Source organism: Achromobacter sp. E1 (genome assembly GCF_037039475.1).
GTDB classification, from domain to species: Bacteria; Pseudomonadota; Gammaproteobacteria; order Burkholderiales; family Burkholderiaceae_B; genus Achromobacter; species Achromobacter mucicolens.
In genome coordinates this window covers 5322309-5343759 of the sequence record NZ_CP146253.1, presented here as the reverse complement: position 1 = coordinate 5343759, position 21451 = coordinate 5322309, and the positions used below count along the sequence as shown (strand labels likewise).

General features: G+C 61.6%; 16 protein-coding genes and 1 tRNA gene. 4 read left to right on the top strand and 13 right to left on the bottom strand.

Going from position 1 to position 21451, the window contains the following annotated elements; genetic code table 11:
- Nucleotides 1-18: 18 nt before the first annotated feature.
- The 7 genes from V6V88_RS24660 to V6V88_RS24630 all read right to left on the bottom strand — a co-directional run bounded on the left by V6V88_RS24660 (nt 19) and on the right by V6V88_RS24630 (nt 10770).
- Entirely contained in the window at nt 19-2142 is a 2124-nt protein-coding gene (locus V6V88_RS24660) for a DUF262 domain-containing protein (protein ID WP_338616835.1), read from the bottom strand.
- A gap of 9 nt (nt 2143-2151) precedes the next feature.
- Complete coding sequence (locus V6V88_RS24655; RefSeq protein WP_338616833.1) at nt 2152-2958, bottom strand: DUF4391 domain-containing protein; 807 nt, start codon at nt 2956-2958, stop codon at nt 2152-2154.
- Nucleotides 2955-6188, bottom strand: a complete 3234-nt coding sequence (locus V6V88_RS24650) for a helicase-related protein (RefSeq protein WP_338616831.1) — start codon at nt 6186-6188, stop codon at nt 2955-2957. The genes V6V88_RS24655 and V6V88_RS24650 overlap by 4 nt, the downstream gene beginning before the upstream one ends.
- A gap of 719 nt (nt 6189-6907) precedes the next feature.
- Nucleotides 6908-7396, bottom strand: coding sequence for a hypothetical protein (locus V6V88_RS24645; protein WP_338616830.1), 489 nt, complete (start codon nt 7394-7396; stop codon nt 6908-6910).
- Nucleotides 7397-7737: 341 nt separating this feature from the next.
- Nucleotides 7738-8855 (bottom strand): IS3 family transposase gene (locus V6V88_RS24640; protein ID WP_255452252.1). Its coding sequence is split into 2 segments (ribosomal slippage): nt 7738-8594 and nt 8594-8855, totalling 1119 coding nucleotides; the frame shifts between segments, so codons are not numbered across the junction.
- A 281-nt stretch (nt 8856-9136) separates the two neighbouring features.
- A tRNA-Leu gene (locus V6V88_RS24635) sits at nt 9137-9221 on the bottom strand.
- A gap of 157 nt (nt 9222-9378) precedes the next feature.
- Nucleotides 9379-10770 (bottom strand): uracil-xanthine permease family protein, encoded by a 1392-nt coding sequence (locus V6V88_RS24630; RefSeq protein ID WP_338616826.1) that lies wholly within the window; start codon nt 10768-10770, stop codon nt 9379-9381.
- A 208-nt stretch (nt 10771-10978) separates the two neighbouring features.
- On the opposite strand from V6V88_RS24630, the gene htpG reads away from it, so the two are divergent.
- The 4 genes from htpG to V6V88_RS24610 all read left to right on the top strand — a co-directional run bounded on the left by htpG (nt 10979) and on the right by V6V88_RS24610 (nt 16022).
- Nucleotides 10979-12877, top strand: coding sequence for a molecular chaperone HtpG (htpG, locus tag V6V88_RS24625; RefSeq protein ID WP_175156154.1), 1899 nt, complete (start codon nt 10979-10981; stop codon nt 12875-12877).
- A gap of 238 nt (nt 12878-13115) precedes the next feature.
- Nucleotides 13116-13367: a helix-turn-helix domain-containing protein gene (locus tag V6V88_RS24620; RefSeq protein ID WP_056324848.1), complete on the top strand. Its 252-nt coding sequence runs from the start codon at nt 13116-13118 to the stop codon at nt 13365-13367.
- Entirely contained in the window at nt 13364-14629 is a 1266-nt protein-coding gene (locus V6V88_RS24615; RefSeq protein ID WP_338616821.1) for a type II toxin-antitoxin system HipA family toxin, read from the top strand. Before V6V88_RS24620 ends, V6V88_RS24615 begins: the two co-directional genes overlap by 4 nt.
- A 193-nt stretch (nt 14630-14822) precedes the next feature.
- A complete protein-coding gene (locus V6V88_RS24610) occupies nt 14823-16022 on the top strand; it encodes an MFS transporter (protein WP_338616819.1) in 1200 nt (399 codons plus the stop codon).
- A 22-nt stretch (nt 16023-16044) separates the two neighbouring features.
- Here the strand turns inward: V6V88_RS24610 and V6V88_RS24605 are convergent, their stop codons facing one another.
- From V6V88_RS24605 to V6V88_RS24580, 6 genes are all read right to left on the bottom strand, one after another.
- Entirely contained in the window at nt 16045-16353 is a 309-nt protein-coding gene (locus V6V88_RS24605) for an addiction module antidote protein (protein ID WP_082586349.1), read from the bottom strand.
- On the bottom strand, nt 16350-16673 hold the full coding sequence (locus V6V88_RS24600; RefSeq protein WP_180097601.1) for a type II toxin-antitoxin system RelE/ParE family toxin: 324 nt from the start codon (nt 16671-16673) through the stop codon (nt 16350-16352). The genes V6V88_RS24605 and V6V88_RS24600 overlap by 4 nt, the downstream gene beginning before the upstream one ends.
- 296 nt (nt 16674-16969) lie before the next feature.
- The gene (locus tag V6V88_RS24595) at nt 16970-18280 is read right to left on the bottom strand and encodes an MFS transporter (protein ID WP_056324855.1); all 1311 of its coding nucleotides are present in this window, start codon (nt 18278-18280) and stop codon (nt 16970-16972) included.
- A gap of 26 nt (nt 18281-18306) precedes the next feature.
- Nucleotides 18307-19455, bottom strand: coding sequence for a galactonate dehydratase (gene dgoD, locus V6V88_RS24590; protein WP_338616815.1), 1149 nt, complete (start codon nt 19453-19455; stop codon nt 18307-18309).
- On the bottom strand, nt 19452-20105 hold the full coding sequence (locus V6V88_RS24585; protein ID WP_062839854.1) for a 2-dehydro-3-deoxy-6-phosphogalactonate aldolase: 654 nt from the start codon (nt 20103-20105) through the stop codon (nt 19452-19454). The genes dgoD and V6V88_RS24585 overlap by 4 nt, the downstream gene beginning before the upstream one ends.
- Before the next feature lie 9 nt (nt 20106-20114).
- A complete protein-coding gene (locus V6V88_RS24580) occupies nt 20115-21122 on the bottom strand; it encodes a 2-dehydro-3-deoxygalactonokinase (protein WP_338616813.1) in 1008 nt (335 codons plus the stop codon).
- Nucleotides 21123-21451: the final 329 nt, after the last annotated feature.

Sequence of the window (21451 nt, the reverse complement as noted above, 5' to 3'; positions counted from 1 at the left end):
ACTCGGGATTCTTTGGCATCAGACATCCTGCAGGTCGCCCATCTGGCGATCAAAAGACTGGCGAATTAGGCCCATAACGTAGGGAAGCTCATCCCCGCTGGACAAGCCGACTTCCACATCGCCATTGCCCCATCGGCCAAGGTTGGTGACATCGGTGCACAGCCCTTTGGGGTCATCGACCTCGCTGAATGGCATGTTGAGCGACAGGCGCAAACGTCTGGCCTGAGGGATAACATCCACGAAGTTTGTCTCTGCCTTATAGGCGACGTAAAGCTTGAGGTATTCCTCGTAGATGCACGGGTCCAACTCCAGAATTTCTTTGCGCAAGGCGTCAAACAGTGTGCGAATGGTGCCGCTGGTCAGGTGCGGATGATCGTCGATGCTGTAGTGCTGCCCAGCGTTGGTCGCCGAAGGGCGATAGGCATCAAGAACGCTGCTATCCAATTGCGGTGCAGCCCATACTCTGGCGGAGTCTCCAGCAAGGCGTTCGGCGCGTGTTTGGATGGCTGCCTCATCCCACTTTTCCACCTCACCCAACCCTTCGTTGATGTTGAGGGCGCTGTACTTGAAGCCAATTTTCTTGCCATCAGCATTGATGACCTGATCGCGCTTGTAGGCAAATGGATAGTCGCTATACTCGCTGTTATATCCCGTCAAGGTGAGATTGCCCAAGGTATGCAAATACTTCTGCTGAGTCTGTTGCCAACCGGGGCCGAGTTCCGCCTGCCACGCTGATGACAGTACGTCGTTCTGCGGCAAAATGTGCTCGATGGTGTAGTCCTCAACCACGATGCGTTCCTTGCGCCCGTGGTTTTCGAGACGACGCAACCAATAGCTACGGCTGCGGAAGTTGTACAGGTCGCGTTGCTTGAGTTCGCGCTGGAACTCTTCATCGCCTGGGAAGCGGCGATAGGACGGCAACAACAGGAACGCTGCCCGCACACTCTCCAGATAACGGTCTTTTTTCAGTGTCCGGCTCAGACCTAAGAAGGTCTTGTTCAGCGAGTTGGTGGGAATGGCGCAGATGACGCGGCGAAACACGTAGCTTTCAACTAAGCGAACAACGCTCACCAATTCGTCCGCAGGCAAGCGTGCTTGTTTATAGTCGTGATAGACATCAAGCAGGAAGGGATAGGCTACGTCTACCTTCAGCTCACGCAGATCGTGAAAAGCTTCTTTTAGTTTCGACTCTGTTTCCGCACCAAGCGCCATGGCGCAGTAGTAGTTGGCGTAGGCGTGGATGTCAGCAACAAGCGCAGTGGTATCAAGCTGGCTGGCGCGAGCGAAAGCCTTGAAGGCAGCATACACTTCGCGCACGTTGGGAATCTCACGTGTTTTGGCAGTGAGATAGTGACGCATAAAGGGATCGAAGTGCGTCACGTAGGCCTTCTGACCGAACGATTTTTCCATCGGCCGCCAATAACTCTGGTAAAGCTCAGTCTGGAGCTTTGGCTCCAATCCCATCAGGATGTAGTTGCGAATCAGATCGGCCTGGCTGAGCTCAAGGCCGGTGGAATTCATGCTCTCGAAGATGAGCTGAGGATTATCCTGAGTGCGATCGAGCGACACTTCGACGATGAGCAATTTGGCCAACCCTTGGCAGATGGCTTTGAGCTCGTCCTGATGCTTGTTTATCAGCGCCTGAAAGAGCATGTAGTTCTGCTCTATGCGGGTACTGATCTCTGCAGGCATCGGTGCGGATTTGATGATGGCCAACAACGTTTTCTTATCAGTCTCCGACAGAATCAGTTTGTAGTGGCGATCGCCGTCCTCTTCAGGATTGAGAAGGTAGTAATTGTGCAGCTTTCGCGCGGAGAAACCATCCAGAAGTTCAGGCAGCTGATTCGCTTCAAAATGCTTGGCCAGTGCTGCAATCAACAAGGTGCACGTGGTAAGGCGTTGTTGTCCGTCGATGACCAGCAGTGCTTCCTGAGTGGTGACGGTGGAAAGACCGCGCTCCACATAAACGATTGAACCGATGAAATGGCCATTAATCTGCTCGTCACGACCCGACCTCAGCAAATCTGACCACAGCTGTTGGCACTGTGCTTCCGTCCAGGAGTAATTGCGCTGATAGATGGGAATGACGAACTGCGGAGATTTCTTCAAGAACTTGAGCAGGTTGGTTTCCGTGGCCTTCACTTCTATTCCTCAGAGATATTGAGTGATCCGCTGACGCTCGGCCAACAGTGCTTTCAATTGGAGATTGATTTCGACTTGGCGTGCCATCTGCCTTTCCTTAGCGCCTTGTGCCCGCAGACGGCTGATCTCGCCTTCAAGCCGCTCGCAATCGGTCAGCGCCTGCTGACGCGCTACCGCTTGCTCCGGCGTTGCCGTGGTTCGGTAGTTTCCTGTCCGCCGCGCAGCCTGCAGGGCCTGCACGCAATCCATCCAGCCTTGATAGAGAGCGTGCAACGAGGTCTGGGGCTGGAGTGCAATCGACAGGGATTGCACGAAGGCATGTTCGGCTTCGGAGCGTGCTGCGGGATCGGTCGCTGTGGCATCGGCGGTTGCGTGGGATAGCAAGGCCGACGTCAGCCTGCCGTCGAGCACCACTTTGCTGGCCTCGTTCTGCGCCCAGCGTTTGTGGACCAAGGACAAGGACACCGTTTGTCCTTCAACCAACAGCAACAGCACCGGATAAGGCACCGCACGGTGCGCCAGTTCAGCCAGCCGCGAGCAACTGGCGGGTTTGACCGTACCCCGCAAGGTCACAACAAGCACTGCGATCTCAAGGTACTCGCACTGCGCGTCCTGGTACTCAGGCACGCCGATGGTGTTGGGCTTGAGCGCGGAGAACCACTGGATTTCTTCAATGGCATCGGTGATCAAGCGTTTGTCGGACGCCGTAAGCACACCATTCTCCAACAGCAGTTTTTTGGGGATGCGCTTCTCTACCCGGCAACTGTCGGGCAGGCCCAATGCCTGAATAACGGCGTGCGCGTCGATGATCTTCATGCCGCCTCCCTTTCCGGCAGCACCACCAGGAATGCCACCACCTCAAAATCACCGCTGCCAGCGAACTCGCCCTTCATGGCGTGCGTGCCGCCGGGCGTGAACAGGCTGGCCACGGCCCGTTCCTCTTGCTTTCCGGCGACGGAGGCCACCGCTGCAGCGAGTAGCTTCTGGGCGTGGCGCATGTCCTCGCCGTCTTTAGTTGCTTTGTCGAAGCGCGCGCTCGCATTTTCATCCGGCCGTTCGCGCCCCAGCGCCAGGCGCTTGAGGCGATCCAGGATGCGCTTGGCCTGCGGGTACGGCAGCAACACGGTGCCGTCATCGCTGACATGCACCAGGTAGTGCGGTGCGAGCGGGTAGTCGGACGTCGTGGCGGGCTTTGCTGCCGGGCCGCAGGCTTGCAGGCAGAAGATCACGCCGGGCGGAATGTCGGCATCCAGCGTGGTGGTGACCGCATAAGCACCCAACGGCTGGGTGTCCAGCTTGCCGGGGTGCGCTTTCAGGTACTGCGCCAGGTCGATGCGGAAGTCAGTCAGGGTGAGGTCGGTGATCGCCACGCCAGTCGACAGGTCTTCCATGTCGATCACCGTGTCCTGCAGCTTGAGCAGTTGCTTGCGCCGGTACTCCAGGTCGTTCATGGCGTTGCCGGACTGCTGCTCGATCAGGTTTTCTTCGCCTGTGGCCGAGACATCGAGCAGCACCATGCGGCCGCTGACGCGCTGCTCCAGGTTGATGTATTCCTCCAGCTCCATGTTGGGCCAGAAGTTCACGAGCTGGATGCGCTGGTTGGGCGAGCCGATGCGGTCGATACGCCCAAAGCGCTGGATGATGCGCACCGGGTTCCAATGGATGTCGTAGTTGATCAGCCAGTCGCAATCTTGGAGGTTCTGCCCCTCGGAGATGCAGTCGGTGGCGATCAGCAGGTCGATTTCGCCTTCATCCGCCAGGTCTTGCGGGCGCTCCTTGGAGCGCGGCGCGAAGGCCGACAGCACGTCGCCCATGCGCTTACTTAAGCCCGGCATGGTGGTTTGAATGCCGGCGCTGCCTGTGACGACCGCCGAATGCACACCCAGCGTATCCCTGGCCCAGGGGGCAAGTTGGGCGTAGAGATAGTGCGCCGTGTCCGAGAAGGCGGTGAACACGATGATCTTGCGGTTTGCTTTGCCATCGTGTGTGTTGATGGGTTGGGCGCATTTGCGGGCAATCATGTCGCGCAGCGCTGCCAGCTTGGCATCACGCCCGGCATCCACTTGGCGCGCTGCTGCCAGCAGGGTCGCCAGGCGGTTACGGTCTTCCAGTAGATCCTGCTTCCAGCGAATCAGATCTACATCGCCCAGCAGCACTTTGACCTTGCGCCCGACCAGCAAGGCCTCGAACGCCGGGTCGTCGATATCGACATCGGCAATGTCGATTTCCTCCAGCGCTTCGGCATGGGATTCGATGCGTGCCAGTGTGTTCTCTACATCCTTGAGTTGGCGCTGCACGGTGAGGGTGAAGGCCGACACACAACTTTCCATGCGTTTGAGCACGTTCACGCGCAGAAGGTGGATCAGGCTTTCTTCACGATCCGCCTGGCGGAAGAAACTTTCGCCGCCACGCACCTGAGTGCTGTACTTGGCGTCGTAGGCGGCCTGCTTGTGGGGCACCACATAGCGCAGCGGCGCGTAGCTGGCGAGGGTGAGCCGGCGGATTTCCTGGTTGATGTCGCGGATAGCACGGAACTCGCCCGCAAGGTCCACGTCAGCCTTGATGTTGATGGGCGGCAGTCGGTCGGGGAAGCGGCCGGTCTCGCTGGTGCCGTAATACTTCTCCACATGCCGCCTGGAGCGGGCAATGGTGAGATGGTCCAATAGGGTGAAGTAGTCGAACCCCAGCATTTCTACCAACTGACTGGGGGTCTTATCAGCTTCGTCCAGCGCCAGCCAGCGATTGAATTGCGCCTGCGCCTTGCGGGTCGTGGCTTCGATGCTGGGGATGCCATGTTCCATCAGGGCGGCGTCGTCGCCTTCGGTGGCAAAGGCAATCTGATTGCGCAGGTCGGCCAGGCGGTTGTTCACCGGTGTGGCGGAGAGCATTAGCACGCGGGTCTTGACGCCTTCACGGATGATGCGTCGCATCAAGCGGTCGTAGCGTGATTCCTTGCCCTTGTGCGTAGCCTTGTTGCGGAAGTTGTGCGACTCGTCGATCACTACCAGGTCGTAGTTGCCCCAGTTCACATGAGACAGGTCGATGTCACCCGACAGGCCACCATCACGAGACAGATCGGTGTGGTTGAGCACGTCGTAGTTGAACCGATCAGCCGCAAGGATGTTGCGTTTGTCGTTGGCCTTGTAGAGCGTCCAGTTGTCGCGCAGGCGTTTGGGCGCCAGCACCAGCACGCGGTCGTTGCGCAGCTCGTGATATTTGATGATGGCCAGGGCTTCGAAGGTTTTGCCCAGCCCCACGCTGTCGGCGATGATGCAACCACCGAAGCGACTCAGCTTGTCGATGGCACCCACCACACCATCGCGCTGAAACTTGAAGAGCTTCTTCCACACTACGGTATTGCGAATGCCGGTGGCGGACTTGACGATGCGCTCTTCGTCCATCTCGTCACCGCTGCCCTGAAACAGGTGGTGCAACATCAAGGTGTAGATGGTGAAGGGATCGCGATGCTCACCCAGGGCCTGCAGTGCTTGAAGAACGGACGCGCTCTCGTTGCGCTGGCCTTTGGAGTCGGTGGCAGCAGCACTTTGCAAGCCCGACCACTGATGATCAAACCATTGGGCGAGCTGCGCGGCTTCGTCGGCCGTTTCTGATGCCTGGATCAGGTTCAGCGGGTTGCCCGGCGTCAGGCCAAGGCCAGACGTGTTGAAGGCAAAAGAACCCAGAATCACTTGCGCAGGCGCGCCGTCCGGTCCGCGCATAACGGCAGCCCCTTGCGGCACCGATTTCGATGCCCGCCGAAGCTCCACTTTGTCATTGATCCATCTCGCGCATTGATTGGCTAACCAACGTGCCTGCAGACGATTGCGCGCAGCGCGGTCACCCTCCGTACCCAAGAGTTCAAGCGCCTCGTTATCAGGAGGCACGATCAATTGGATTCGATCCAGAGCGGACAACGCCTCCCGGACTTCTGCAAAGGCGTAGAGAGAAACAGAAGGCGTTACACAGTCGAGTCGGTTGCCGTGCTTGAGGTGGGGCCTTATCAAGTCGATGACGCGCTGTGTTCCGGTGTTTTTGATTAGCTTCATGAACGCCTTCGCTCACTTCTGACTATTCTTGCACGAGGCTTAAACACCCCTGCATACTCGTAGTTCGTGGTGCGAGAAATTTCGTGCCGACGCGCCACTTCCGAGACCTGCATGTCAGGATCGCGTAAAAGGGCTTTGATCGCTCTCACTTAATTCTTCCCCAGCGTTGGCTTGCGTCTACCGACCCGACCTCGACAACGAACGGTATCCAGCCTGCTTAAGCGCGTCACTGCAGTCCAGATGCTAATCATCGTAGACACGCGAACGTACCCTATATGTTGATTCGTGGGCGCAATCAGGACGTTGAAAAATTGACGGGGATATTAACATTCGTTGATGAATTTTCATGATGGCAAAATGCGGTGGTTTCAGCTGTTCAGAAAGCCGCTGCTTTATGGTCAAATTTCGAGCTGAACGTCATTCAGCAGATAAATAGCAAGAGGGTAATCGTGGGTAGAGCGAAAATCGAGCCCGCGTTTGCAAACGGCAGGCAGCCGTGCCTCCGCATGGCTCGCTTGAGGCGGGAGTGGAAGTTGGTTTGCGGGCAAACCCGGGCCCGGCAGGGCTTCCACCGCCGTCATACGCATCGGCGCCGGAACGTAACCGCGGTTGACTTGCAAGCCGAAACTCAGGACACCCCTATTCTCAATGCATCCATCAAAGATGGCGCGGATATATCGCCTCGATTTTTGCAGCGATTCGCGACATCGCTCTTTCTTTCAAGCCGCCTCAGCCAATGCAGCGCCCTCTGGTAGCTGCCCAAATCGAGCCAGCATCTCTGCGATGAAGTCTTGTGCAATTTCAGCGATCGAGATTTTGAACAGCAGCATCTCCGTATGCACCAGGGGACGATCATCTTGCCAGAGCTGCCGGTGGGCTGAGGCCATAACTTCGAGGTAATAGGCATAGGCATTCTGGCCGGGTACTACCGCCGTGTTCAACCAGACCCTGAGGGGATCATCCTTGCTTGTCTTACCTACGCTCACGGCCACCAGCTCATCCCGTGCAGGACACGCGCTTCCGTAGCGTCCCAACCAGGCAAAGGCTGCCGTGCTCTCAGCGTCGAGACTCGCAAGCAAACCGTTTCTGCTCGGCGGCATGGGTAACACCGGCGCATTCGCGGCTCGGATAAAGTGGATCGCGTCCAGCGCAAAGCGATGCGCGCGTCGTACATCAATGCCCAATCGTTCCACACGAATGAAAGCCATTTGGACCAACTGGCGATTCCACCGAATTTGTACAACCCGCGCTTGATTCGCGGCCGAACCGCCGAACGAAGGCTTTCGTAACCTACAACCGCGTCGAATTCGGTATCGATATCGGTGAACCGAGACGCGTACTCTTCAATTTCTTTCGAAGATTTCCATTTACCCCATCCCCGTCGGAGATCACGAATTCGGCAAGTTTGGCCAGTTCCTGAACACGGGTTGCCCCTTTCTTCCCGGCCTGGATCTCGAGCGATCGCTGAGCAACTGACCTTCCCCCACAAATTGGACAGTTCAAAACTGGAAAGTGGCTGCCTCTGACCTTCCCCCACAAATTGGACAGTTCAAAACTGGAAAGTGGCTGCCTCTTTGGGTTGCGCTGACCACTTTTGAACGTACTCACTCGGGGTCAGATGGCCGAGTGAACCGTGAGGACGGTGATGGTTGTAATCGTCCTGCCAAGCTCGCAGTTTTTGCTGCAGGTCGTGCAACGTGATGAATTCATGCACATTCAGGAATTCATCACGCAATCGACCGTTGAACGACTCGATGAGCCCATTATCCGTCGGCTTGCCTGGGCGTGTGTAATCGAGTTTGATGCCGTGTCGGTATGCCCAGTCGTCTAGCGCCCGAGACGTAAATTCCGTTCCGTTATCGACGGTGATCGCCTTGGGCCAGCCGCGCAGAACCGCAGACCGGTCCAGTGCCTGACCGACGCCCCGGCCCGTTTGCCGAAAGTTGGCCTCTAGACACACACTCTCGCGACTCCATTGATCGATGACGGTCAAGATGCGAACGCTGCGCCCATCGAGCATCTGATCATGAACGAAATCCATGCTCCAGTGCTGGTTCGGCCCGGTTGGCACCGGTGGCTTGCCCCGAAGTAGCGCAATGCGCTTGCGACGTTTGACCTTCATTCGCAGTTGCAAGCCTTCCAGGCTGTAAAGGCGATACACGCGCTTCTTGCCTACGTTCCAGCCTTCGCGTTGCAGCATCACTAACACGCGCCGGTAGCCGAACCTCGGACGACTCAGGGCAATGTCGCGAATGCGCTGACGCAGCGCGCTTTGGTCCCGCGCATGGCTCTTGGCGTACCAGGTCGACCGTTGCAGCAACGCCAGTGCGCAGGCGCGCTGCACGCTGATCTGGAAGCGCTCGTGCATCCAAGCCGCCAGCTCGCGCCGCTTGGCGGCCTTCAGACTTTTTTTCGCACCACCTCCTGCAGGATCTGCTTGTCCAGTGTCAGATCAGCGACGATGCGCCGCAGCCGTGCGTTCTCATCCTCGAGCTGCTTGAGCTTACGCAGTTCGCTTACACCGAAGTCGGCGTACTTCTTCTTCCAGGTATAGAAGGTCGCCTCGGACACACCAAGCTGCCGACAGACGTCGACCACCGGCGTACCGCTATCTGCCAGTCGCAGCGCATACGTGATCTGCTCTTCGGTAAATCTCGACCGTTTCATGGCTCCTCCTCGCCCCGTTCGGGGCGCTGAGAAGCAACCATACCTCTAGTTTTGACCTGTACGGATATTCCGGGGGCACGTCAGCTTCATATGCTCTCCAGAAATGGGTGTACCCACGGGGAATTCGGAGAGCGTTTTGGGTACACGCCAGGGAACCTAGAAACGCGGGCTTTGGTGTACCCCAGCGGGAATCTATGGGATTCGCTGGGAATTTTGTCTAGCGCTAACTCGCTGATGTAAAAGCGAATTTTTTGGCTATGGGCCTCGATGGGAAGGCCTGATGGTGCCCGGGGCCGGAATCGAACCGGCACGCCTTGCGGCGGGGGATTTTGAGTCCCCTGCGTCTACCAATTTCACCACCCGGGCTAGGGGGTCGCGAGCGCGTCCAGGTGACGGCTGCGGGAGATGCGAAGACCGCGATTATATGCGGTCTTTGGCATCTTGTCAGGCGAGGGCCGGGCGGCCCTGCCGTTCAGGGGCTGGCCCGGGGGCAGCATACCCCCGACACGCACCCCCTCGATCCTTACTTCTTCTCAGGCAAGAACCAGTTCATAACCAGCGCGCAAATCCCGCCGGTGGCGACGCCCGATTCCAGCACGCTCTTCACCGAGTGCGGCAGGTGCGACAGGATTTCCGGCACTTGCGATACCCCCAATCCCAGCGCCAAAGACACGGCGATGATGAGCAGCGCGCGGCGATCCAGCTGGATGCCCGCCAGGATATTGATGCCCGATGCGGCCACCGCACCAAACATCACCATCGCGGCGCCGCCCAGAACGGGCTCAGGCACGGCTTGCAGGACACCCGCCACAACCGGGAAAAGACCCAGCAGGATCAGCATCCCGGCAATCCACACGCCCACATGGCGGCTGGCGATGCCGGTCAGTTGAATGACGCCGTTGTTCTGCGCGAATACCGAGCTGGGGAACGTATTGAAAACGCCGGCCAGCAGCGAGTTCGCGCCGTTGACCAGGACGCCGCCCTTGATGCGCTGCATCCAGAGCGGACCTTCAACCGGCTGCTTCGATACCTTGCTGGTGGCGGTGACGTCGCCGATGGCTTCCAGGGACGTGACCAGGTAGATGATCAGCATCGGCACGAACAAGGCCCACGAGAAGCCCAGGCCGAAGTGCAGCGGAACCGGGACCTGGAAGACGGCGGCTTCGCGGGCGCCGGTGAAGTCCAGGCGGCCCATGTAGGCGGCGGCGAGGTAGCCGACGGCCAGCGCCAGCACCAGCGCGGTGCTGCGGATCCAGACGACCGGGACGCGGTTGAGCAGGATGATGGTGCCCAGGACGAGGCCGGACAGGGTCAGGTTCTCGGCGCTGGCGAAGGTGCCGTTGGCCATGGCGCCGAAGCCGCCGCCCATGCTGATGAGGCCGACCTTGATGAGGGTCAGGCCGATCAGCAGCACGACGATGCCGGTGACGAGCGGGGTGATGATGCGTTGGACGAAGGGCAGGATGCGGCTGATGCCCATTTCGACGAAGGAGCCGGCGATGACGACGCCGAAGATGGCGGCCATGACGGCTTCGACCGGCGTGCCTTGCTTGACCATGACCGAGCCGCCGGCGATCAGCGGGCCCACGAAGTTGAAGCTGGTGCCCTGCACGATGAGCAGGCCGGCGCCCAGGGGCCCGAAGCGCTTGCACTGGACGTACGTCGCGATGCCGGAGATGACCAGCGACATGGAAACGATCAGGGTGGTGTCGCGGCTGCTGACGCCCAGCGCCTGGCAGATGAGGAGGCCGGGGGTGACGATGGGGACCAGGATGGCCAGCAGATGCTGCAGGGCGGCGACGAAGGCGACGGGCGGCGCGGGGCGGTCGTCGGGGCCGTAGACCAGATCGTAGGGGGCGTCGGCGTCGTCGGGCGCACCGTGGGGGGCGGGTTGGGAGAGGGAGGCGGGTTGCATGGCGGGAGGGCCGGCCGGGGAGGGGGAGGTGAGAAAAGTGCGGGATTTTACCGGGGCCAGCCGGTTGTCAGGTTGCAGGGCCGCCACCCCGCCCTTGAAAAGTTCCCATTGGCCCCCACATCAGTAGGGTTTCCCGGCGCCTGCGCAGGCGCACCGCCCCAGCCGCCGGATATTTGTCCCTAATTTATTTTCCGAGCCACGTAGAACTATGAGCCAAACCGCCACGAATTCCGCGTCCGAAACCCTGGGGTTCCAGGCCGAGGTGAAGCAGCTGCTTCATCTGATGATCCATTCGCTCTACAGCAACAAGGAGATCTTCCTGCGCGAGCTGGTGTCGAACGCGTCGGACGCCTGCGACAAGCTGCGCTTCGAGGCCATCGACCAGCCGGAATTGCTGGAAGGCAACGGCGAACTGGCCATCACGGTCAGCTACGACAAGGCCGCCCGCACGATCACGATTTCTGACAACGGCATCGGCCTGTCGCGCGACGAGGCGGTGGCCAACCTGGGCACGATCGCCCGCTCCGGCACGCGCGAATTCTTCTCGCAGCTGACCGGCGACAAGCAGAAGGATGCGCAGCTCATCGGCCAGTTCGGCGTGGGCTTTTATTCCTCGTTCATCGTGGCCGACAAGGTCACGGTGGTGAGCCGCCGCGCCGGTTCGACGGAAGCGATCCAGTGGGAATCGGACGGCCAAGGCGAGTTCACGATTGCCGCCGCCGAAAAGGCCGGCCGCGGCACGGACGTGACGCTGCACCTGCGCGCCGACGAGGACGAGCTGCTGAACGGCTGGAAGCTGCGCGAGATCCTGCGCCGCTACTCCGACCACATCTCGCTGCCGATCCGCATGGCCAAGGAAGAGTGGGATCAAGAGAAGGGCGAGCAGGTCAAGACCGACGAACTGGAAACGGTGAACCAGGCGAATGCGCTGTGGGCCCGCAACAAGTCCGAGGTGACGGAAGAGCAGTACCGCGAGTTCTACAAGACGGTTTCGCACGACTATGACGACCCGCTGGCCTGGACGCACAACCGCGTCGAAGGCCGCAGCGAGTACACGCAGCTGCTGTACGTGCCCAAGCACGCGCCCATGGACATGTGGGACCGCGACGGCCGCCACGGCGTGAAGCTGTACGTCAAGCGCGTCTTCATCATGGACGATGCCGATCAACTGCTGCCGTCGTACCTGCGCTTTGTGCGCGGCGTGATCGATTCGGCGGACCTGCCGCTGAACGTGTCGCGCGAAATCCTGCAGGAAAGCCGCGACGTGCGCGCAATCCGTGAGGGCTCGGCCAAGCGCATCCTGTCGTTGCTGGAAGACCTGGCCGAGAACAAGCCGGAAGACTACGCAACGTTCTGGTCGGAGTTCGGCCAGGTGCTGAAGGAAGGCGCGGGCGAAGACGCGGCCAACCTGGAGCGCATTGCCAAGCTGATGCGTTTTGCGTCGACGAACTCGGGCGATCAGGCGCAGACGGTGTCGTTTGCCGACTACGTGTCGCGGATGAAGGAAGGCCAGGACAAGATCTATTACGTCACGGCCGACACGTTCGCCGCGGCCAGCAACAGCCCGCATCTGGAAATCTTCCGCAAGAAGGGCATCGAGGTCCTGCTGCTGTCGGATCGCGTTGACGAATGGATGCTGTCGTACCTGCGTGAATTCGACGGCAAGCCGCTGGTGTCGGTGGCCAAGGGCGGCCTCGATCTGGCGGAGCTGGCCGACGAGGAAGAAAAGAAGCACCAAGCCGAAGTGGCCGAGGACTTCAAGCCGCTGGTCGAGCGCCTGCAAAAGACGCTGGAAGACCAGGTCAAGGAAGTGCGCGTGACGCTGCGCCTGGTGGATTCGCCGGCGTGCGTGGTCGTGGGCCAGAACGAACTCAGCCCGCACCTGCTGCGCATGCTGAAGGCCGCGGGCCAGGAAGCGCCGAACGTGAAGCCGGTGCTGGAGATCAACCCCGAGCACCCGCTGCTGGCGCGTATCCGTGCGGCTGACGACAGCGAGTTCGATCAGTGGGCGCGTCTGCTGCTGGACCAGGCGCTGCTGGCCGAGGGGGCGCAGATTGCGGACCCCGCGGCGTTTGTGAAGCGCTTGAACGCGTTGCTGTTGAAATAAGCGCGTTGGGGTGAATGGAGGGCGTCCGGGAGGACGCCCTTTTTGTTTGTAGGGGGCTTTGCTTCCCGATCGGTAATTTTTGTGGCCGAAGCGGGCAAAACAGGTTGAAAAATTCCCGATCGGTAATATCCATGGGTTTTCTTTGAATATTTTGCAAAAACTTCCCGATCGGGAAAACCAAGACCCAAATGCGCTCAAACCTAGCTAAAATTCCCGAACGGTAAAAATGGAGGTGGCGATGGCTTCGAACGTCGACGCGTTTCCCGTGACGGTGCAAACCTCGGCCGAAGTGGGCGAACTGGTAAGAGCCGTCCGGCGGTCCCAGGGGTTGCTGCAAGCGGATCTGGCTGGCCTGTCCGGGACCGGCAATCGCTTCGTGGTGGACCTGGAGCGAGGCAAGCCGACGCTGCAGTTGCAGAAGGTCTTAGATGCGCTGGATCTGCTCGGGCTGGAGGTGCAGATCGCACCCAAGCGCGCGAGGCTGCCATGAGCAACGTAGACGCGCTCGATCTCTACCGGGATGGCCAGAAGGTCGGGCGCCTGTTCGACGAGCAGCCCCTGCGCTTCGCGTATGACGATGCGTGGATCGCGCATCCGGACGCCCGTCCGATCTCGCCGTCGATACCGCTTGTGCAAGGTGATCAATCCACTGAAGCCGTCCACGCCTTCTTCGAAAACCTGCTGCCCGAAGGCCACGTGCGCAAGTTTCTGCAGGCCAGCCGGCATGCGACGACGGTGTTCGGATTGCTGCGCAGCGTCGGCGGCGACACCGCGAGTGGTTTGACGATTTTGCCGCGGGGGGAAATTCCCCAGCCCGCCCAGTATCGACCCGTGACTTGGCCGGAAATCGCTGCGCGTCTGCAGCAAACGGGCGTGCCGGCGCTGGTGGCCGAGAACGTTGAAGGCACGCGGATCTCGCTCGCGGGGGCGCAGGACAAGCTTCTGCTGACGGTCATGCCTGACGGTTCGCCCGCGCTGCCGGAAGGTGTGGCCCCCTCCACTCACATCCTCAAGCCGGATATTCGCGGACTGGATGGGGTGTGGGCATCGGCCCTGAACGAGACGCTGGTCATGCAACTGGCGGCAGCACTTGGGTTGGGCGTTGCGCAAGCCGTTTATCAACCGGAAACGCGCGCGTGTCTGATTCAGCGTTACGACCGCATGCCGGACGGACTGGGCGGTTTACGGCGACTGCATCAGCTTGATCTGTGCCAGTTGGCGGGCAAGCCTTCGATCGTGAAGTACGAATCGGATGGCGGTCCGACGCTGTTGGATTGCCGCAAGTTGCTGGCGGCGACGGGTGTCGGTGGTCCGGACGTAAAGCGTTTTTTGCAGTGGATTCTGTTCAACCTGATGGTGGGCAACAACGACAGCCATGCGAAGAATCTCTCCGTGCTTCTGGACGGCGACGGGAAATACGTCCTTGCGCCGTTCTACGACTTGATGTGCACGGCAATTTACCCGGGGTTGAGCGCGCGGTTTGCATTTGCCATTGGCGGGGAAGACAAGCCGGGCGCCATAGGCAAGGAACAACTCGATGCCATGGCGAGCGATCTGGGATTTAACCCGCGCTATGTTGCTGCCGTGGCGCAATCGCTTGTCGGAGCATTGCCGGACGCGCTGGCCCGGGTCAAGGCTCGTTTGTGGGACGAAGCACGATTGGGAACAGAACGGACGCTTCTGGAGCGGCTGACGCGATGGATCACGACCAACACGCGCAAGCACGCAAAGCGCTGGGGACTGCATCCCTGACGGCGCGCCCAGGTGCCGGGTTCGACATCCGCTGATTAATGACCTGAAGTCAAAAGTGTTTGCCCGCCAGACGCCTTTTTCTGCAAGGATCCGGCGGTCATACTGCACGCCTGTCTATCCGATGCGCCGGCCATTTCAGGCCGGGCGCGCCCCAGGAACGTCCTGCCGGCGCCGTCGAACCCAAGGAACTTGCATGAATCCCCAAGAAACCCAGCCGGTGAAGGCCGGCCCGCCGTTGTTGGCGCTTGCCGTCGGTGCGTTTGGCATCGGCGTGACCGAGTTTTCTCCCATGGGCCTGTTGCCCGTCATCGCCGAGGGGGTGAACGTGTCCATCCCCAGCGCGGGCATGCTGGTCAGCGCCTACGCCATCGGCGTCATGATCGGCGCGCCGCTGATGACGCTGGCGTTTTCGCGCTGGTCGCGGCGCAAGGCGCTGATCCTGCTGATGGCGATCTTCACGATCGGCAATATTCTGTCTGCGCTGTCGCCCAACTACACGACGCTCTTGCTGGCCCGCCTGGTGACCAGCCTGAACCACGGCGCGTTCTTCGGCCTGGGCTCGCTGGTGGCCGCCAGCGTGGTGCCGCGCCACAAGCAGGCCAGCGCGGTGGCGACGATGTTCATGGGGCTGACCATCGCCAACGTGGGCGGGGTGCCGGCCGCGACGTGGCTAGGGCAGGCAATCGGGTGGCGGATGTCGTTCTTTGCGACGGCGGTGCTGGGCCTCATCGCAATGCTGTCGCTGTGGCTGGCGCTGCCGGCGGGTGAGGCCGGACGTCGTCCCAACGTGCGTCATGAACTGGCAGTGCTGCGCAGCCCCGCCGTGTTGCTGGCCCTGCTGACGACGGTGCTGGGCGCGGGCGCGATGTTCACGCTGTACACGTACATCGCGCCGACGCTGGCCGAGATCACGGGCGCGTCGCCGGCTTTCGTGACGGGCATGCTGGTGCTGATCGGTCTGGGTTTCACGCTGGGCAATGGCGTGGGTGGGCGCATGGCCGACCGCTCGCTCGATGGCACGTTGATTTTCTTCCTGTTGCTGGTGATTGCGGATCTGCTGGCGTTCCCGTGGCTGGCCTCCACGCCGGCCGGCGCGGCGATCTCGCTCTTGATCTTCGGCATCGCGACGTTCGCGGTGGTGCCGCCGCTGCAGATGGGCGTGATGCGCGCCGCGACGGATGCGCCGGGACTGGCCTCGTCGATGAACGTGGGCGCGTTCAACCTGGGCAACGCGGTGGGCGCGGCGGCCGGGGGCGCGGTGATCTCGGCGGGCATGGGCTACGCGGCGGTGCCGATTGCCGGCGCGCTGATTGCAACGGCCGGCCTGGCGCTGGTGCTGGTGCAGCGCGCCGGGAATGTGCGCCGGCGTAAGGTGGCGATGCAGGGCTGCTGAGGTTATCCATGGCCGGACACTGCTAGTTGAGTTGCCGCCGCTCCAACGGTTGTACGGCCAATCGCAATCCCATTGCCTTCAGGATGGCTGTGAGGCTACTAAGACCGGGATTTCCACTTGGGGAGAGTGTGCGATATAGCTGAGTGGGGTTCAATCGCGCCGTGGATGCCACGGTTTGAACGCCGCCGAAGGCCTGGGTAAGTTGACGCAGCGCGATGAGCAGCTCTGCCTGATCCCCATCTTCCAGAACGCTGTTGATCAGGTCCGCGGCCAGTCCGGGATCATTGCGGTACAGCTCGGCCATCGCCTCGTCGTGTGATCTGCTTTTCATGGTCTTTGTTCCCAGTCTGTGCGATAGCGGACGGCGCACGCAAGATCCGCCGATTGGGTGCTTTTGTCGCCGCCACATAGAAGCAGTACGACCCGGCGCCTCACCAGTGTGTAGTAAAGGCGGTAGCCGGGCCCCATGTCGATGCGCAGCTCCCAGATGCCATCGCGGCAAAAGCGGTGGTCACCGAAATTGCCGAGTTCAATTCGTGCAACTCGCCGTATGACGGCGACCTTGATGCGGTTATCTCGCAGACTGTTCAGCCAATCGAGATAAGGATTCGTATGCCCATCAGGGGCCAGGTAATGTTCGATTTCGACCATGCGGATATTCGTTTATTGACGAATTAAAGTCAAGCCGTATGGGGCGCTGACTCCGTGTCTCTTCATCTCCTCGCAAAGGGGCTGCGAGCTAACGGATGATCCGGCGAACGAAAGGAGCGGCGCAATGGAGGTGCGTGATGGATTCATCACGCCGGCGGCCGAGCACGCGGAAGGGGACGATGTCGTTTGTGTCTGTGTGAACGACGAAACAGGACGTATTGGGATCGACAAGAAAAAAGGGCGTCCCGCAGGACGCCCCTTCATTCAAAGCCAGGGTTCAAACCCAGGCCAAGTCCTCAAGCCTCGATCCGCTCCACCTTTCCGACCAGCAAGATATACGACAGTGCACCCAGCAATGCCAGCGACGACACATACACGATCGCCGGCGCAAAGCTGTCCTTGGACACCAGCAAGCCGATGACGATGGGCGTGCAGATCGACGACAGGTTGCCGACGAAGTTGAACACGCCGCCGGTGAGGCCCAGGAGGCGCACCGGCGCCAGCGTGGACACTAGCGACCACGTGATCGACGCCAGGCCGTTCCCAAAGAACGCGACGGCCAGGAAGAAGATGACCCAGGGCGTGGAGTCGGTGAAGTTCGCGCCGATCATGGACGTGGAGATCAAGAGGCCCAGGATGATGGGCAACTTGCGCGCCATGCCGACGGTGGCGCCGCGGCGGATCAGGAAGTCGGACAGGACGCCCGAGCACAGCACGCCGATGAAGGCCGCCAGGAACGGTACCGACGCCAGGAAGCCGGACTTGATGAAGTCCATGCCGCGGTACTTGACCAGGTACGTGGGGAACCACGTCAGGAAGAACCACAGCGTGGAGGTCAGGCAGAACTGGCCGAGGTACACGCCCCACAGCTTGCGCTTGCTCATGACCAACCCCAGGTCGTTCCAGTTGAACGGGGCCTTCTTTTCGCGCACGCGCGTGTCCAGGTCGACGACGCCGCCGCCTTGCTGGATCAATTCGATCTCGGCCGCGTTGGCGCCTTTGAACTGGCGCGGTTCGCGGTAGATCATGAACCACAGCACGCCCCAGATGATGCCCAGCAGGCCCGTGCTGACGAACACCATGTGCCAGCCGTAGTGGTGCTGCAACCAGGCCAGCACCGGCGTCAGGAACGCCAGGCCGACGAACTGGCCGGACGTGTAGAAGCCGATGGCGGTGGCGCGTTCGCGTTCCGGGAACCAGGTGGTGACGACGCGGTTGTTGATGGGGTAGGCCGGGGCCTCCAGCGCGCCCACGGCCAGGCGCAGGACGAACAGGATGACGAAGCTGCCGGCAAAGCCCATGAAGAACGTGGCCGCGGACCACAGGATCAGCGCGGCGGCGTACAGCACGCGTGGGGACACGCGGTCCACCAGCCAGCCGCCGGGGATCTGCATGGCGGCGTAGGTCCAGCCGAAGGCGGACAGGATCAGGCCTTCATGCCAGGTGTCCAGGCCGAACTCGTCCTTGAGGGCGGGTGCGGCGATGGAAAGATTGCTGCGGTCCAGGTAGTTGATGACGACGGTGATGAACAGCATCACCATGATGATGTAGCGGCTGCGGGTCGGGCGCTGGGCGCTCTGCAGGCCGGTGTGGGCGGCGGTGGACAATGGTGTCTCCTCTCTCTTTTATCGGCTTACCATTCGGCGAAGCTGCCGTCGGCGTGACGCCAGATGGGGTTGCGCCAGCGGTGACCCACTGCGGCGCGTTCCTTGACGTATTCCTCGTTCACGTCGATGCCCAGGCCGGGACCTTGCGGGATCGCGACCATGCCGTCCTCGTAGGCAAAGACCTCGCGGTTGCGGACGTAGTCGAGCAGGTCGTTGGCGGCGTTGTAGTGGATGCCCAGGCTCTGTTCCTGGATGAACGCGTTGTAGCAGCCGGCGTCGATCTGCAGGCATGTGGCCAGCGCGATGGGACCAAGCGGGCAATGCAGCGCCAGCGCGACGTCGTAGGCTTCGGCCATTGCCGCGATCTTGCGGGTCTCGGTGATGCCGCCGGCGTGCGACGGGTCGGGCTGAATGATGTCGACGTAGCCTTCGGACAGCACGCGCTTGAAGTCCCAGCGCGAGAACAGGCGCTCGCCCAGCGCGATGGGCGTGGACGTCAGCGGCGCCAGTTCCTTCAGCGCTTCGTAGTGTTCGCTCAGCACGGGCTCTTCGATGAACATGAGCTTGAACGGGTCAAGTTCCTTCATCAGCACCTTGGCCATGGGCTTGTGGACGCGGCCATGGAAGTCCACGCCGATGCCCACGTTCGGGCCGACGGCGTCGCGCACGGCGGCAACGTTCTCCAGGCACTTTTCGACCTTGTCGAACGAGTCGATGTACTGCAGTTCTTCGGTGCCGTTCATCTTGACGGCGGTGAAGCCGCGCTCGACGGCGCTCTTGGCGGCCGCCGCGGTATCGGCGGGACGGTCGCCGCCGATCCACGAGTACACGCGGATGCGGTCGCGCACGTTGCCGCCCAGAAGCTGCGAGACGGGTACGCCAAGGTGCTTGCCCTTGATGTCCCACAGCGCCTGGTCGATGCCGGCCAGCGCGCTCATGTGAATGGCGCCGCCGCGGTAGAAGCCGCCGCGGTACAGGACCGTCCAGTGGTCTTCGATGTTGCGGGGATCCTTGCCGATCAGGTAGTCCGACAGTTCCTCGACGGCGGCCGCAACCGAATGCGCGCGGCCTTCGACGACGGGTTCACCCCAGCCGACGATGCCTTCGTCCGTCTCGATCTTCAGGAAGCACCACCGGGGCGGCACGATGTAGGTGGTGAGCTTGGTGATCTTCATGCTTGTGTCTCCTGGGCAGGATAGGCGCGTTGCCAGGCCGCGACGAAAGCGCGCGCGTTCTGGCCGGTTGCTTCGGCCGACAGGCCGGGTTTGTACAAGGCGGAGCCCAGGCCGAAGCCGCTGGCGCCCGCCTGGGCGTAACTGGAAAGGTTGTCGGGCGTGATGCCGCCCACGGGAACGAGGGCGATCGGCGGGCGCATGACGGCGCGCCAGGCCTTGAGCACGGCGGGGCCCAGCTGCTCGGCCGGGAACATCTTCAGCACGTCGGCGCCGGCAGCCAGCGCCGCGAAGGCTTCGGTGGGCGTGGCGACGCCGGGGCAGGACGCCATGCCCAGTTTCTTGGCCTGACGGATCACCGCCGGGTCGCTGTGGGGCATGACGATGAGTTCGCCGCCCGCCTGCTGGATGCGTGCGCAGTCGTCGGGATTGAGAACGGTGCCGGCGCCGATGAGGCAGTCGGTGGGCAGCGCGGCGCGCATGGCGCGGATGCTGTCCAGCGGATCCGGCGAATTGAGCGGCACTTCGATCAGGCGGAAACCCGCGTCGTACAGCGCCTGCCCGACGGGCTCGGCTTCGGCGGGCGTGATGCCGCGCAGGATGGCGATCAGGCCGCAGTGGGCCATGGCGGTTTGGAGACCGGGATGGTTCATCGAAGGTTCCTAGGCGGGGATCGGGGTGGAGGGGATGACGAGGCCGGCGCAGATGGCCAGGTGCCACAGGCCGCGCTCGGTCGCGTTCTGCGCCTGTTCGGGCACGCCCAGGCCGTAGTGCTGCATGGCCAGGGTGTAGCGCTTGCACAGCGCCGGGTCGCCGCACAGCACGACGCGCGGCAATTCGCCCTGCTGGCGCAACATCTCGGCCAGCGCGGCGACTTCATGGCCGATCAGGAGGCCCGACAGATAGTCCGCCTGCGATTCGGGCGCCAGTTCGCCGGTCAGGCCCAGCGCGCGCGTGCTGAAGATGGTGGACATGACGCCCGCGCGGCCCGCTGGCACGCCAGCGATCTTGACGCCGCGCTCGAAGGCAGCCAGGTCAGGGGTGGCGGCGTCCGCCATCGTGCGGCCCAGAATGGTGTGGCCGCGCAGCGCCGCGTAGACCTCGCCGGTCATGAACGTGTCGAAGTGAGTGACGCGGCCGCGGCGCGCGTTGACCCATTTGGAGTGCGTGCCGGGCAGTCCGATGAGCACGCTGTCGGCGTTGACGTTGGCTTCTTCCGCCATCACGCCGAACACCTGGGTTTCTTCCCCGCGCATCACGTTGGGCAGGCCGCGGCGCTCGATGAGGCCGGGAACGATGTGGACGGGCGTGCTGCCCGCGCGCTCCACCACCGTCAGCAGCGTGCCGATGCGTTCCAGGTCGACGGGCACATCCAGGTAGGCGGCTTCCTTCCAGCCCTGCGCGCTGCCGACCATGCCGCACGCGATGACGGGCAGGGCGGGCTCGGCGCGCAGCCAGTCGCCGCAAGCCTGTTCAAACGCCAGCTCGAAGCCGGACAGCGTGGTGGTGGCGGCGCCGTCCTGCAGCGGTTGCGGCAGGCGCATGATGCCCCAGGGCAGATGGCGCGTATCGAGCGTGCGGCCTGTGGCATCCAGTCGGTAGGCGCGCAGCGAAGAGGTGCCCCAATCCAGCGCGATAAGAGCCGCACGGGCGGGCGATCCGGTATTCATCAGAGTCTGTCTCGTCTCTGGCCGCGCATCGGGCGCCGTCGCAGCGCCGTCGTGGGGCGCGGGACCGGGCAAGGGGAGCGCGGACCTTGTTGTCTGAAATCTGCGGTGAGCGCGCGGGAGACGCGCAGCGCACGAATGGCAAAAATTCTAGTCCAGCGCTTGAAAAATCTCAAAATATAGAATTAAATCCCACATACAGGGAATTTGAAGTGCTTTTGAAGCGACCTTAAATGGATAGTCGACATGACTTGTTCCGCCTGCGAAGGGCCGTGGATTCCCGCTTTGCTCACGTATCCGTGCCGTGGCGCCGGGTATGCTTGCCAATCTGT